The 13316-nt window shown below is 37.1% G+C and carries 16 protein-coding genes; 7 read left to right on the top strand and 9 right to left on the bottom strand.

Features of this window, described 5'->3' with window-relative positions; translation table 11 throughout:
• Window positions 1–13 precede the first annotated feature (13 nt).
• From BLW20_RS03135 to BLW20_RS03120, 4 genes are all read right to left on the bottom strand, one after another.
• The gene (locus BLW20_RS03135) at window positions 14–745 is read right to left on the bottom strand and encodes a DUF3575 domain-containing protein (RefSeq protein WP_091096249.1); all 732 of its coding nucleotides are present in this window, start codon (window positions 743–745) and stop codon (window positions 14–16) included.
• A gap of 87 nt (window positions 746–832) precedes the next feature.
• On the bottom strand, window positions 833–1864 hold the full coding sequence (locus tag BLW20_RS03130) for an asparaginase (protein WP_091096247.1): 1032 nt from the start codon (window positions 1862–1864) through the stop codon (window positions 833–835).
• Window positions 1857–2990, bottom strand: a complete 1134-nt coding sequence (locus tag BLW20_RS03125) for a lysophospholipid acyltransferase family protein (RefSeq protein ID WP_091096245.1) — start codon at window positions 2988–2990, stop codon at window positions 1857–1859. The genes BLW20_RS03130 and BLW20_RS03125 overlap by 8 nt, the downstream gene beginning before the upstream one ends.
• A 40-nt stretch (window positions 2991–3030) precedes the next feature.
• Window positions 3031–3801 (bottom strand): TatD family hydrolase, encoded by a 771-nt coding sequence (locus tag BLW20_RS03120; protein ID WP_091096243.1) that lies wholly within the window; start codon window positions 3799–3801, stop codon window positions 3031–3033.
• Window positions 3802–3885: 84 nt separating this feature from the next.
• Here BLW20_RS03120 and BLW20_RS03115 point away from each other — a divergent pair, with 84 nt between their 5' ends.
• Window positions 3886–4401, top strand: coding sequence for a retropepsin-like aspartic protease (locus tag BLW20_RS03115; protein WP_245725264.1), 516 nt, complete (start codon window positions 3886–3888; stop codon window positions 4399–4401).
• On the opposite strand, the gene BLW20_RS03110 is transcribed toward BLW20_RS03115, so the two are convergent.
• Window positions 4384–4968, bottom strand: coding sequence for a DUF3109 family protein (locus BLW20_RS03110; RefSeq protein WP_091096241.1), 585 nt, complete (start codon window positions 4966–4968; stop codon window positions 4384–4386). The two genes, BLW20_RS03115 and BLW20_RS03110, sit on opposite strands and share 18 nt — an antisense overlap.
• 138 nt (window positions 4969–5106) lie before the next feature.
• Between BLW20_RS03110 and BLW20_RS03105 the strand changes: the two genes are divergently transcribed.
• From BLW20_RS03105 to BLW20_RS03095, 3 genes are read left to right on the top strand one after another with little or no spacing between them, the layout of a single operon-like run.
• A complete protein-coding gene (locus BLW20_RS03105; RefSeq protein WP_091096238.1) occupies window positions 5107–5682 on the top strand; it encodes a MarC family protein in 576 nt (191 codons plus the stop codon).
• 46 nt (window positions 5683–5728) lie between these two features.
• On the top strand, window positions 5729–5926 hold the full coding sequence (locus BLW20_RS03100) for a hypothetical protein (RefSeq protein WP_091096236.1): 198 nt from the start codon (window positions 5729–5731) through the stop codon (window positions 5924–5926).
• A complete protein-coding gene (locus BLW20_RS03095) occupies window positions 5926–6543 on the top strand; it encodes an FAD-dependent oxidoreductase (RefSeq protein ID WP_091096234.1) in 618 nt (205 codons plus the stop codon). The genes BLW20_RS03100 and BLW20_RS03095 overlap by 1 nt, the downstream gene beginning before the upstream one ends.
• An 82-nt stretch (window positions 6544–6625) precedes the next feature.
• Here BLW20_RS03095 and nadD read toward each other — a convergent pair whose 3' ends face one another.
• The 4 genes from nadD to aqpZ all read right to left on the bottom strand — a co-directional run bounded on the left by nadD (window position 6626) and on the right by aqpZ (window position 9485).
• Window positions 6626–7207: a nicotinate (nicotinamide) nucleotide adenylyltransferase gene (gene nadD, locus BLW20_RS03090; RefSeq protein WP_091096233.1), complete on the bottom strand. Its 582-nt coding sequence runs from the start codon at window positions 7205–7207 to the stop codon at window positions 6626–6628.
• A 3-nt stretch (window positions 7208–7210) separates the two neighbouring features.
• Entirely contained in the window at window positions 7211–7789 is a 579-nt protein-coding gene (gene gmk / locus BLW20_RS03085; protein WP_091096231.1) for a guanylate kinase, read from the bottom strand.
• Between the two features lie 15 nt (window positions 7790–7804).
• Entirely contained in the window at window positions 7805–8665 is an 861-nt protein-coding gene (locus tag BLW20_RS03080) for a YicC/YloC family endoribonuclease (RefSeq protein ID WP_245725263.1), read from the bottom strand.
• Between the two features lie 115 nt (window positions 8666–8780).
• Window positions 8781–9485: an aquaporin Z gene (gene aqpZ, locus BLW20_RS03075; RefSeq protein WP_091096229.1), complete on the bottom strand. Its 705-nt coding sequence runs from the start codon at window positions 9483–9485 to the stop codon at window positions 8781–8783.
• 325 nt (window positions 9486–9810) lie between these two features.
• Between aqpZ and BLW20_RS03070 the strand changes: the two genes are divergently transcribed.
• The 3 genes from BLW20_RS03070 to BLW20_RS03060 all read left to right on the top strand — a co-directional run bounded on the left by BLW20_RS03070 (window position 9811) and on the right by BLW20_RS03060 (window position 13305).
• On the top strand, window positions 9811–11136 hold the full coding sequence (locus tag BLW20_RS03070) for a site-specific integrase (RefSeq protein WP_245725262.1): 1326 nt from the start codon (window positions 9811–9813) through the stop codon (window positions 11134–11136).
• 659 nt (window positions 11137–11795) lie between these two features.
• Window positions 11796–12188 carry a single-stranded DNA-binding protein gene (locus tag BLW20_RS03065; RefSeq protein WP_091096227.1) on the top strand — a complete coding sequence of 131 codons (393 nt, stop codon included), beginning with the start codon at window positions 11796–11798 and terminating at the stop codon, window positions 12186–12188.
• Window positions 12189–12231: 43 nt separating this feature from the next.
• Window positions 12232–13305: a DUF932 domain-containing protein gene (locus BLW20_RS03060; protein ID WP_091096225.1), complete on the top strand. Its 1074-nt coding sequence runs from the start codon at window positions 12232–12234 to the stop codon at window positions 13303–13305.
• The last annotated feature ends 11 nt before the right edge of the window (window positions 13306–13316 follow it).

Below are 13316 nucleotides of genomic sequence, written 5' to 3'. Positions count from 1 at the left end.
AAAAAGTGCCCGATTAAAACCTATACCCCACAGCCACCGCTAATTTGACATTTGCCCAAGGACCTTTTATTTTAACATCGACCCCTTGATCATAAACATTATAGGTATAGTCAACCACAGGTAGTTCAAAATCGTTAATGGCTTTGCGAATTTCGGCTTGTTCTTCAGCGTTTAAAGTACGTTTCCCGCTTAATTCGCCCGATGCAAAACCATAACTTGCCCCCACAAAAGTAACATCAACATACCATTGCGATGCCAACCGCCACTGTGTACCAAATGCCAATCCACCGGAAAAGCCGTCCACATTTCCGTTAATGGTTACATACTCTATTTGATCATTGTAAATATAATCTACCAGTATATCTACAGCAAAGCGGTCATAGCGGAGAAATGGGGCTATATAAAAACCCTGCATTCCTTCTTTACCTACATAAAAACGGACTTCGGGAGTAAATGAAAACGCGTTCATTTTTACATCTTTTAAAATATCAATAGCTCCTTTGTCTTTTACAATATCTTCTACGGTTTTAAAAAACGGAATGCTACGTTTAGGCATCATGTTGATCGTAGCGGCAAGGCTTGTTTTAGATGCAATTAACCGTTCGTATTGCAAGGAAATAGTTGAGGAAGTTAATCCGAGAACATTCCATTTTACCATGTTTTTACTTTCTGAATGCCACGCAGTTTCCTGAGCGTTTGCAAAATATGAAATGCAACTAAAAAACACTATCATTCCCTTTTTCATAATCACTCCTATTTAAAATAGATAACGGTTAATTTACACAAAATATTTCTATAAAAAGCATAAAAAAACGAACCTGATTCAGATTCGTTACTGTTTTATCAATTCGCCACAAAGTGCTATTTGAAAAGCTTTAGAGAATTCTTCGGTTGATAAATTCTTTGGCAGTAAAATCATCATTTTTGTAATGGCGGCTTCGGTGGTAATATCGTACCCTGAGATGACACCTATTTGCTTTAAAGCACTTCCGGTTTCGTATTTACCCATGTCCACACTGCCCCCCCAACACTGAGTTACATTTACAATTTTTATACCGCGGTCTATGGCTTTTTGCAGTGTATTGATGAACCAGAATTGTGTGGGTGCGTTGCCTGATCCAAAGGTTTCAATAACAACACCCTTTAAACCGGGAATGTTTAAAACCGCTTCTAAAACACTCTGGGTGATTCCGGGAAATATTTTCAAAACAAACACATTGGTATCTAATTCTTTCTGAACTTCTAACCGGTTCGAGGTATAAAAATCATCTAACAAATGTTCGTTCACTTTTAAATGCACACCCGATTCTGCCAAATGTGGTAAATTAGGCGAAGTAAACGCATTAAAATGTTCGGCTGAAATTTTTGTGGTACGGTTGCCACGGTATAGTTTGTATTCAAAATACAAGCCTACTTCTTTAATTACCGATTGATTATTTTCTTGCAATCCGGCAATTTGTATTGCTGTAATAAGGTTTTCTTTGGCATCGGTTCGCAAATCGCCAATGGGTAACTGTGAACCTGTGAAAATAACGGGTTTTGAAAGGTTTTTAAGCATAAAGCTCAATGCCGATGCAGTATATGACATGGTATCGGATCCGTGCAATACTACAAATCCGTCAAAATCATTGTAATTTTTTTCGATGACTTCTGCAATGGTTATCCAATGCTCGGGATTCATATCGGAGGAATCAATAGGGTCATCGAACGAATACGTGTCAATGGTGCAATCTAATAACTGTAATTCGGGAATGCGTTCTAATAGCTGGTCAAAATTGAACGCTTTTAGGGTACCGGTTGTAAAATCTTTAACCATACCAATGGTGCCGCCCGTATATATTAAAAGAATAGCAGGTTTATACATTTTGCAGATTTAGTTTGTTTACAACAGGATTGGCGTACATTTCTAAAAACGTTTCAACCACTGTTTCATTATTTTTATCTACTTTAAGTTCTAAACGACGTAAAAACAATTGTTTTTCTTTATCGGAATATTCTGTTCTGAAACGATCGGTATTGTTCAGTAAATCATAAGCAATATAATTGGTTGGCCACAGTTTGTAATTACCCACAATTTGTGCGTCGATTACTTTTGCCAACAGTTGTATCTGCTTATTAACATTTGATGTTTCGTTTTTAATCTCATCAAGTTCTGTGTCTAAAACATTGCCAATATGCAAGTGAATACGCTTTTTTTGACCAACAACCCCACTCATTAGATTCAAGAAATCTTCATTTTTGTCTTTAATGTATAATTCATCTGAAAGCTTTGCCATTAACTGTGGCATTTTCAATTTATCTGTTGGGTCGTATTCATAAGAAATACTAACCGGAACAATACGCAGTTTCTTAAAATAATCCATCATTGACGCTTCATCGCAAGCCATTCCAATCATTTTCAATACCCCCTGATGGGTAGCATCGTTACCGTCTTTCGTACGTCCTTCGCGCTGTGCAATCCAAACCGAACGGTTTTCTTCTTTCAATAAATAACACATATATTCAGACAACAACTTGCTGCTATCTAACAATTCACGAGGCGAAAGTCCGCGTTTTACAATAAAGTTACGGTTTAGTTTCGCCAAATCCATAAACAATTGTTTCTGTACCAGATTATCGCCTACCGCCGAACCCGTCATTATTTTGCCGTGTTCCATCAGCAAAACGTTTAAAAAACTGGTGTCTAATAAAATATCGCGGTGGTTTGAGATAAACAAGTAAGAGGTGTTGTCATCTAATTTATCAAATCCTGAGCTGGTTAGTCCTTCAGATGAATTTTCCAAAACACGCTGTAAGGTGTGATAAATGATTTTTGATTGAAAATCACGAATGCTTTGTATGCTGTTTACAAGTTGTGCAACCTGTTCGTTGGAATATTCTGGAAACGTGTACTCTATCAACGATTTTACCATTGGATGATGTGCGATATTCTGAAGTATTCCGGGCACTTCTTCGTCATGGTAAAAACGTATCGAATCGAATTTAGACATAGTTTGATATTTTCGTAACTGAAACAAAGATACTTCCAATTTACAATTTAAAAATATTTAATGCATTTTTTGTTGTTTGTGCTGCAATTTCGGTTACCGGCAAATTATAGATAGCTGCCAGTTTCTGAGCCACCAGTGCCAAATAACTGCTTTCGTTGCGTTTGCCACGATGCGGAACCGGTGCCAAATAAGGCGCATCGGTTTCTAAAACAATGTGGTTTAACGGAATTTGATTTAAGAACTGATCAATTTTTCCGTTTTTAAAAGTGGCTACTCCGCCAATTCCCAAATGCAGATTCAGATCAATGGCGTGCTGAGCCTGTGCAAAATCACCGGTAAAACAGTGAAAAATCCCGAATAACTCATCGCTTTTTTCCTGTTCCAATACTTCAAAAACCTCATCAAAAGCTTCGCGGCAATGGATATTAATAGGTAATCCCCGTTTTTTTGCCCATTGTATCTGCGTTTGAAATGCCTGTTGCTGAATTTTTAAAGTAGATTTATCCCAATATAGATCCACCCCGATTTCGCCCACGGCAACGTAAGTTCCCTTGTTTAATTCTTGTTCAACAAAAGCCAATTCCTGTTCAAAAGTATCTGGTTTTACATAACAAGGATGCAATCCCATCATTAAATGAACATTTTGCGGATAGTGTTGTTGTATGTGCTGCATCCCTTCAAAATAAGAAGAATCAATTGCCGGAACAAAAAAATGCTGAACATTAGCTGCCAGTGCACGCTGCATCATTTCTGACCGGTCGTTTTGAAATTCTTCGCTATACAAATGGGTATGCGTATCAATTAAAATCATTTTGTTTTTTAGCTTTTGTTTTTACCACAAAGAACACATAGATTTTTATTTCTTCATAGCAAAACTACGGAAACTTTATCTTCAATGTTTTTAGACACATTCTATGTGGTTAAATTATATCAATTACCTATTTTTGTTGCGTACCAAATTTTTAAAAAATTAATGAACGATATTGTAACTGTTTTAGAACAGCAAGATTATTTCAGCATTCCGTTTCGCATCCGCAAATCGAACCATTTGTTTGTTCAGGCAAAAATCAACCGCGTAAAAGGATTGTTTTTGATTGATACCGGTGCATCAAACACTTGTATCGACAGTTCCGAACAAACTTTTTTTAATTTGCTTTCAAAAGCACATAAAGCCAAAGCGTCTGGTGCCGGTGCCAATGGAATGCACGCTGAAATTTCTGTAAACAACAACATTCAGTTAGGCAAATGGAAAAAGAACGGCATTGACATTATTCTGCTTGATTTAACGCATGTAAACATTGCGTTGAACGAATATGATTTACCAAAAGTCCACGGAATTATTGGCAGTGATTTGTTAAAAAGCCATCATGCCATTATTAATTATCCGTTACAATTACTTTTTATTAAGTGATTGCTTTTGCCATTCGGCAGCCACGTTCTCTAATTCTGTGTACCAATCTTCGCCGTATTTGCGGATTAAAGGTTCTTTTAAAAACTTGTAAACAGGTACCTCTAATTCTTTTCCCAACACACAGGCATCGTCACAAATATGCCAACGGTTATAGTTTACCGCTGAAAATTGCGAATATTCTTTTATGCGGATGGGATATAAATGACACGAAACAGGTTTTTTCCATTTAATCAATCCTTCGTTATATGCTTGTTCTATACCGCACAAAGCCGTGTCGCCGTCAAAAATAACATAGGCACATTCTTTATTGTTGATTAAAGGTGTTTCAAAATCTCCGTCTTCACCAACCACCCAGGTACCTTGTTGCTCAATGGCATCAATTCCTTCGGCACGTAAATACGATTTAATTTTAGGGTAAATCTCTTCTAAAATAGCAGTTTCGTCTTTATCTAAAGGCGCGCCGGCATCTCCGTCTATACAACATTGTCCTTTACAGGCTGTCAGGTTACAAACAAATTCTTTTTCAAGAACATCATCTGAAACAATTGTTTTTCCAATCTGAAACATACATCAATTCATTTACAGCTGCAAAGTTACAATTATTTAGTAGTTTATGAGTAATCTTAAAAAACTAAAAAATAAACGGCTGTTTTTTTCTTAATTTTTATCTGATTATAAATACCTTTGCAAAAAATATAAGACGCAATGGAAATTGATTTTAGAGAAATATTTACAGCCGGTATGATTTTGTTTGCCGTTATTGATATTTTGGGATCGATCCCTATTATTGTTGATTTACGATCAAGAGTTGGAAAAATTCAGTCAGAAAAAGCATCCATTGTAGCCGCTTGTATCATGATTGCTTTTTTATTTGTGGGTGAACGTATTTTAAATTTAATTGGTATCGATGTCAATTCTTTTGCCGTGGCAGGTGCTTTTGTACTTTTCTTTTTAGCATTAGAAATGATTTTGGGCATTAGCCTGTATCGCGATGAAGAGCCTAAAACAGCCTCTATTGTTCCATTGGCATTTCCTTTGATTGCCGGGCCGGGTATTATGACAACCATTTTAGCATTGCGTGCTGAGTATCAAACCATAAATATTGTTTTCGCAATCATTCTGAACATTATCGTAGTGTATGTGGTTTTAAAACTTTCAGGGACTATAGAACGTTTAATTGGCTCAAATGGCTTAGGTGTTATCCGCAAAGTTTTTGGCGTGGTGCTTTTAGCTATCGCTGTTAAATTATTCGCCGCTAATGTTAAAGGCTTGTTTAACTAATTAAATATTTTGTACTTTCGTTCCCTATCAACAAAATAAATCAATAATGAAATACGTTACATACATAGTTATAGCCATTGCTATTGCTTTGATTGTATTAAACATTACAAAATTAGATTTTAACAATTTATTTCAGGGCGAAAGCGTTGTTGCCCTAATTTGTATTTTTGCTGTTTTATGTGCAGTGATTTTATTACTTATTTTTAATACTTCTAAAGCAATAGACAACAAAAACAAAGAGTAATGTTTGATTGTTTAATAATTGGCGGTGGCGTGTCGGGCGTTTCATGTGCCTTGGTATTAGGTTCTGCTAAAGAAAAACCTTTTGTAGCCGATAAAAACATAGGAATTATTCTGCACCAAAAGACATCTATGCTACAAGATGCTCTCTTTAATAACGCCTACGGAATTGCCCCGGGAACTTTAGGTGCCGATTTATTAAACCAAACAGCAACCGATTTAAAAACACAATACCCACATATTACGCAAATTGTAAATGAGCGCGTGCTGTCTGTTGTTAAAGAAGCCGATTATTTTTTAGTAACCACTACCCAAAACATTTACGAAACCAAGATTGCTGTAATTGCTGTAAACTCAAGCAATCCGTTTACAATTGATGGATGTTTGCAGCCTTACGTAATTCCACATAAAAAATCACTCCCCCAAAAAAACCGCATTCAGTTAGAAAACAACGACCATTTGGTTACAAAAAATATTTATGTGGCCGGAACATTGGCAGGTCACCGCAGTCAGTTGGCAATTGCCGCCGGAAGTGGTGCTGCAGTAGCTACAGATATTTTAACTTTATGGAACAACGGTATTGAAACACACGCACATGATAGTGTTAGGGTAAAGAACTAAAACTACGTGATTAAATACTAAAACACCACCCGATATTTCGTATCGGGTGGTGTTTTTAAAGAATCTTTTTATTGCTCTATGTTTACTTTCTATAAAACAAATTATGATCAATATATTCCCAAACCTTTGTGTCTAACATGGGGCGGATGTTCTTTTTATCTTTGATGCTGTTTCTTATAAAAGTTGATGACAGTTCAATAATAGGTGCCGTAATTTTGTGGATGTTTGGATGGTTTACAAATTCCTGCGGAATTACATCTGTTGAAATTCTGGGATATACATACAAATCATAATCTTTGACAATTACTTCGTAGTTTTTCCATTTTTTTAATGACTTCAGATTATCTTCACCCATTATCAGTGAAAAAGTATGTTTAGGGAATTTTTCGTGCAGATGTGCCAACGTATTTACGGTATAATTAGGCTGCTGCAGTTTAAATTCAATATCGCTGGGCATTATTTTATCATAACCTTCGGTTGCTAAATGAACCATTTGTAAGCGATGATAATCTTCTAATAAACCTGTTTTCTTTTTTAAGGGATTGTGAGGTGTAACAACCATCCACACCTGATCTAAATTGCTGTTTTCAACTATGTGATTGGCAATGATTAAATGTCCTATGTGTATTGGATTGAATGTTCCAAAATACAGCCCTACCTTCATTTGTTAGTTATTTAAAAAGTTTGAAACCAAAAGACAGGCTTCTCTTTTAGCCGTTTCTAAATCGTGGTTTTCTAAAATGACATCAAATTCGGGTGCACGCGAAATCTCTCGTTCAGCTTTCTCTAAACGCATCGCAATTTTTTCATCGCTTTCTGTCTGGCGGCATTTTAATCTCCGCTCCAATTCTTCAACTGATGGCGGACTGACAAATACTGCCAACGTTTGTTCCGGATATTGGCTTTTAATATTCAATCCGCCCACCACATCAATATCAAAAATTACGTGTTTGCCTTCTTCCCAAATGCGTTCAATTTCGGTTTTTAACGTTCCGTAATAATTGTCTTTATAAACCTCTTCATATTCCAAAAAAGCATTTTCTGCTATTTTTTTTTGAAATTCTTCAGCCGAAATAAAATAATAATCTTTGCCGTTGATTTCTCCGTTTCGCATATATCTTGATGTTGCCGATATAGAAAAATCTAAATGCAATTGTGGCTGGGTAAGCAAATGTTTTACAATTGTTGTTTTGCCCGAACCAGACGGTGCCGAAAAAACAATCAATTTTCCTTGTTGTGTTGTCATTTTTGTTTGTTGTGATTACAGAATGTTTAAAACCTGTTCTTTAATTTTTTCCAGTTCATCTTTCATCTTCACTACCAGTTTCTGCATTTCGGAATGATTTGATTTAGACCCCATGGTATTGATCTCACGACCCATTTCTTGTGCAATAAAACCTAATTTTCTGCCGCTTTGTTCGTGGGCATCCATGGTTTCTATAAAATAATCTAGATGATTGGTTAGCCGCACTTTTTCTTCGTTGATGTCTAATTTTTCGATATAATAGACTACTTCCTGCGCATAACGACTTTCATCGATTGTTACCTCTAACTCTTTCAGGTTTTGCTGTAAACGTTCTTTTACGGTTACAATACGGTCATTTTCATAAGTTGTTATTTCTTTCATATAACTTCTTATGTTGTTGATACGCTCTGTAAAATCATTCCCTAACTTTTCTCCTTCCTGCTTACGGAATTCATTGATGTTTTTAACCGCCTGATTTAAAACTTTTACAATTTCGTTCCATTCTTCCTCATCTACTTCGCAACGTTCTACTTTTAATGCATCGGGCATGCGAACAGCCATTTTCATTAATTCTGTAGGATCGGCATCGGGAATAATGTTCCGCATTTGTGCAATATACGCTTTCACAATAGGTGCGTTCAACGTTGCCGATGTTTCCTCGCCGGTAACCTCAACATATACAGAACATTCTACTTTTCCTCGTTCTAACTGTTGTGCCATAACATTGCGGACTTCAAGTTCTTTTTCTTTGTATCCTTGTGGCAAACGCACACTTAAATCTAAATTTTTAGAATTAAGCGATTTAATTTCTACCGTAATTTTTTTTAATGGCAACTGCACCGATGCTTTGCCAAAACCTGTCATTGAATAAATCATAAATAATGAAATGTAAGCTGCAAAGTTAATATAATTGGTATAAAATAAATAAACTATTATAAAACAAAAAGCTGTCTGGAAATCAGACAGCTTTAATTTAAAATATTAAAGAAAATTAGGCTTCTTCTTTTTGTAATAAAAACTTATAAATCAATCCGCCCACAATAGCTCCTGCAATAGGTGCCAACCAAAACAACCATAATTGTGTTAACGCTTCTCCTTGTACAAAAAGTGCCTGTGAAGTAGAACGTGCCGGATTTACCGATGTATTGGTAACAGGAATTGAAATTAAATGAATCAGCGTTAGTGCCAAACCAATGGCAACACCTGCGAATTTACCATTTGCCCATTTATCCGTTGCTCCCATAATAATAATCAGAAAAAAAGCTGTTAGAAGGAATTCAGCTAAAAAAGCAGCACCCATACTATAGCTTCTACCTGCGTATCCTTCCATTTCGTAAAAGTTGGTTGCAAAGGCTCCTGCCCCTTCTGTAGAAAAAGCTCCGGCTCCGTTTAAAATTAAATACAAACAACCTGCCGCCGCAGTAGCGCCAAGCACTTGTGCAATGATATACGGAACTAAATCTTTTGCTGGAAATCTGCTTCCTGCCAATAAACCAAAACTAACCGCCGGATTAAAATGACCACCCGAAATATGCCCCACGGCATAAGCCATTGTTAAAACAGTTAAACCAAATGCCAATGACACACCGGCTAAACCAATCCCGATTTCTGGAACTCCTGCTGCAAATACAGCGGCTCCACATCCTCCGAAAACCAACCAAAAGGTTCCGAAAAATTCTGCAAATAATTTTTTCATCAACTTTATTTTTTATATTTATGTTAAAGTTAACAAAAAAATTAAATAATCATTTTTTTTTTTTAAAAAAGATTATTAAAATGCAAAGATAAGCAAAACGGTTAAACCCGTTTATAAACAATGCTTTATAAAATGGTAGTCTTGAATTGGAAGTCCGTGTCTGAATGATTTTAGGCTTAAATTGACAAGGTTAGGTTACTAAATCGTTACCGATTGAGGTCAGTAACGATACTATCTAACGGGTTATATTTCAGTGTTTTGCACCCTTTTTTATATTTCCTTGTAACTCAATGTAATTTAATTTTAAACATTAAACATTTGAGTTATGGAGCAGACAAAAAAATCAACGTACAAACTCCTTTTCTACCTAAAAAAGAACGAGCTTAAAAAGAACGGTAATGCACCGATTATGGCACGTATTACCATTGACGGAACACCCAAAACAATGGGTACAAAGTTGGAAATTGACCCTGCTGTTTGGGATTTGAAGTTCGGAAGAGTTGAGGGCAAGAGTGCCAAAGCTTTAAGCATTAATCAAAAATTAGACAATATACGTGGGCGTATCGACAAGATTTATGAAGATATGCTAAAACACGAGGGCTTTGCAACCGCACAGAAAGTAAAGATTAAATTTCTCGGTGTAGGTGTAATGGATGATGCCATATTAAAGGTTTTCAACGACCAGAACAACGAATTTAAAAAATTGGTTGATAAGGGAAAACGCTCCCAAAGCACTTATAGTAAGTATAGCACAGTTTACAACCACCTTAGCGAATTTATAAGGGAGCGTTACCACCGGGATGATATGGCTTTCCGTGAGCTCACTTCGGATTTTATCCGGGAGTTTGATTTTTTTCTTCGTATTGATAAGGAATGTACCCACAATACGGTTTGGGTTTACACAATGCCTGTTATTGCTTTGGCAGAACTGGCTATCAAAAAAGGTTTGATACGAGATAATCCGTTTGAGGATTATGAAATCAGTATGGAGGAAACCGACCGGAGCTACCTTTTAAAAGAGGATGTAGAAACCTTATTGCTTTTAAAACCCTCAAAGCCCCGATATGAACTTGTTAAAGACCTCTTTATTTTCAGTTGCTTTACAGGGCTTTCTTACATTGATATTAAGAAACTGAAATGGAGCAATATTCAGTCGTTCTTTGACGGACACCAATGGATAATCAGCAGGAGGAAGAAATCAGATGTTTCGTCCAACGTCCGTCTTTTAGAAATTCCTAAACGCATTATTGAGAAATATCGGGGAGTTACGAAAAATGATTTTGTATTCCCGATGCCGTGCAATGCGACTTGTAATAAGCATATCAGTAAACTTATTGAGGAAGCGGGTATCATTACCGAACAAAAGGTTACTTTCCACACCGCTCGCCATACATTTGCCACAATGTTTTTGACTGAGGGTGTTCCACTTGAAAGTTTAAGCAAAATGATGGGGCATAAAAATATTTCTACCACACAGATTTATGCGAAGATTACCAGTCAAAAAATCAGTAAGGATATGGATTTAGTCGCACCAAAATTCAAAGCAATGGAAAATGCGTTTCTTATCCAAACGGAAAATGAGGAAATAGAATTATTGAACGAAGCCGTTAATGTCCTTGAATTTTACGATGATGAAGAGGTTTTAGTTTAGAAAACCCTACATTCTTTACTTATCAGATTGAAGCAGGATTAAAGTCCTGCTTTTTTTATGCCCATACTTTTTGTATAACCAAAGCACATTTACATTTCCCTCACAATCCCCTCGCTGTAAAAGAGCTTTTGGCTATTTCTGAAACAGAAAATTGAAAAATGCTCCTGTCTGCTATTCCCTTTTCACACATTTTTCAACTCCCTGTTAAAGTGGCTATAAAGCCACATTACTACAAAAAAACATTTATCCATTCAGCTAAATGGAAGTGTTATTTCAATACATTATAAACCATTTTGCAATGCCATTTTCCCACTTCCACAATAGTTTTTATCCAAAGTGCCGTATGCTCTTTTGTCCCATTTCAAGAGCAAAGGTATTTCCGTGTTCTTAACGCCGACAAAAGGTCAAGCAAGTTTGAAAAAAAATCTCCACCCGTTGGGTAGTATTTGTTTTTCAAAACCTTGTGTCGCCTAAACACGAACCTTTTATGCTCGTGAAACGAAACATAGCATACTCCGGCTCTTTACACGAATAAAAAAAATGTCAGGTATGAAGATCAAAAGCATTGGAAATGGTAATGAAACGAAACAGCACCTCCTCTCATTGCCGAATAAATCAAAAAAATTAAATCAAAAATCAATCTCTAAAAATCAAAGGATATGAACATCACAGGCAGACTGACAAGAAATGCGGAGGTACGCACCTTGTCGAACGAAAAACAGGTAGTAAATTTTTCAGTAGCAGTAAACGACAGCTATCGGAACAAGCAGGGCGAACGAGTTGAGCAAACGACATTCTTCGATTGTGCCTATTGGATAACCCCGAACGTGGCAAGGCTACTGACAAAAGGCACTTTGGTAGAACTCACAGGACGAGTAAGCACCCGAGCGTGGACAGGCAAGGACGGAGAACCAAAAGCAGGTTTGAATTTCCATACCTCAAACATCAAACTGCACGGAAGTAGCAGGAGAGCCGAAACCCCACAGGCTACTGAACAAGCCGACAACAACGGATTTACAGCACAGGGAACCGAGGACGACCTCCCATTTTAACAACGAGTATTCAATCATTTTTTAACATCAAATTTTTATCAAAATGGCACATAACATTTTTTTCAACGAGCGAACAGGAAAACACAGTTTTTTTTCAGTACAGCAAAAAGCTTGGCACAACTTAGGGCAAATCGTAGAGCAATACCCAACAAGTGCAGAAGCTATCAAACACGCAGGCTTAGATTACGAGGTTATCAAATCCCCATTGTTTACCAAAGGCTCAAACATTATCGAAACTACACAGGGTATCGAGGTGGGCAGTAACGAATTGGAAGTACCCAACTATTTCGCCAACATTCGCACCGACAACAACGCAGTATTGGGGGTAGTCGGCAAGGATTACCACATCGTACAAAACCGTGAAGCCTTTAATTTCTTTGATGCTATCGTAGGTGGTGGGGACGGTATCCTGTACGAAACCGCAGGAGCATTGGGCAAAGGGGAACGCATTTTTATCACCGCCAAACTGCCCGACTATATCCGTGTAGGCAATGGCGATGATGTTACGGAAAAGTACATTTTCCTAACCACTTCGCACGATGGTAGCGGGAGTATTACCGCAGCGTTTACACCTATCCGTATCGTTTGCCAAAACACCCTTAACGCCTCATTGCGGAATATGACAAATGTAGTCCGTATCAAACACACATCGGGGGCAAAACAACGTATCGAAAACGCTCATAAAATTATGGGATTGGCGAACACGTTGAGCAACCAATTGGAGGGTATTTTTAACGAGTGGACAAAGGTAAAAGTAACCGACAGGGAAGTAAGAAAGCTAATCCAAATGGCACTTTGCCCGAACAAGGAAACGCTTGATTTACTAAATAAAGGTGCAGAAGATGAAGTTTCCACCGTGTTCAAAAATGTCGTAGATAACGCTTTTAGTTATGCTATGATGAGCGACACCCAACAAATGGACACAACCAAAGGCACTTTGTTTGGAGCGTACAACGCTGTTACAGGCTACTTTCAGAATGTACGCAATTACAGAGATGACGAAGCCAAATTACAGAGCATTGTATTGGGTGGTACTGCCCAACTTAAATCACAAAAGGCTTTTGACCTGTGTACCGCTTTTGCAACGGACGGTGCGGAAATCCTAAACCTAAATTAAACAACAACAGG

The sequence above is a fragment of the Paenimyroides marinum genome (genome assembly GCF_900108395.1).
GTDB classification, from domain to species: domain Bacteria; phylum Bacteroidota; class Bacteroidia; order Flavobacteriales; family Flavobacteriaceae; genus Flavobacterium; species Flavobacterium marinum.
The sequence above is the reverse complement of the archived record's forward strand: the minus strand, read 5'-3'. Positions and strand labels throughout refer to the sequence as shown.

Coding starts and splice junctions, on each gene's coding strand:
- nadD (WP_091096233.1), bottom strand. CDS start 7,207: ATGAAGGTAGGGCTGTATTTTGGAACATTCAATCCAATACACATAGGA.
- BLW20_RS03060 (WP_091096225.1), top strand. CDS start 12,232: ATGGCACATAACATTTTTTTCAACGAGCGAACAGGAAAACACAGTTTT.
- BLW20_RS03130 (WP_091096247.1), bottom strand. CDS start 1,864: ATGTATAAACCTGCTATTCTTTTAATATATACGGGCGGCACCATTGGT.
- BLW20_RS03105 (WP_091096238.1), top strand. CDS start 5,107: ATGGAAATTGATTTTAGAGAAATATTTACAGCCGGTATGATTTTGTTT.
- BLW20_RS03125 (WP_091096245.1), bottom strand. CDS start 2,990: ATGTCTAAATTCGATTCGATACGTTTTTACCATGACGAAGAAGTGCCC.
- BLW20_RS03080 (WP_245725263.1), bottom strand. CDS start 8,665: ATGATTTATTCAATGACAGGTTTTGGCAAAGCATCGGTGCAGTTGCCA.
- aqpZ (WP_091096229.1), bottom strand. CDS start 9,485: ATGAAAAAATTATTTGCAGAATTTTTCGGAACCTTTTGGTTGGTTTTC.
- BLW20_RS03115 (WP_245725264.1), top strand. CDS start 3,886: ATGTTTTTAGACACATTCTATGTGGTTAAATTATATCAATTACCTATT.
- gmk (WP_091096231.1), bottom strand. CDS start 7,789: ATGACAACACAACAAGGAAAATTGATTGTTTTTTCGGCACCGTCTGGT.
- BLW20_RS03100 (WP_091096236.1), top strand. CDS start 5,729: ATGAAATACGTTACATACATAGTTATAGCCATTGCTATTGCTTTGATT.
- BLW20_RS03065 (WP_091096227.1), top strand. CDS start 11,796: ATGAACATCACAGGCAGACTGACAAGAAATGCGGAGGTACGCACCTTG.
- BLW20_RS03135 (WP_091096249.1), bottom strand. CDS start 745: ATGAAAAAGGGAATGATAGTGTTTTTTAGTTGCATTTCATATTTTGCA.
- BLW20_RS03095 (WP_091096234.1), top strand. CDS start 5,926: ATGTTTGATTGTTTAATAATTGGCGGTGGCGTGTCGGGCGTTTCATGT.
- BLW20_RS03110 (WP_091096241.1), bottom strand. CDS start 4,968: ATGTTTCAGATTGGAAAAACAATTGTTTCAGATGATGTTCTTGAAAAA.
- BLW20_RS03120 (WP_091096243.1), bottom strand. CDS start 3,801: ATGATTTTAATTGATACGCATACCCATTTGTATAGCGAAGAATTTCAA.
- BLW20_RS03070 (WP_245725262.1), top strand. CDS start 9,811: ATGGAGCAGACAAAAAAATCAACGTACAAACTCCTTTTCTACCTAAAA.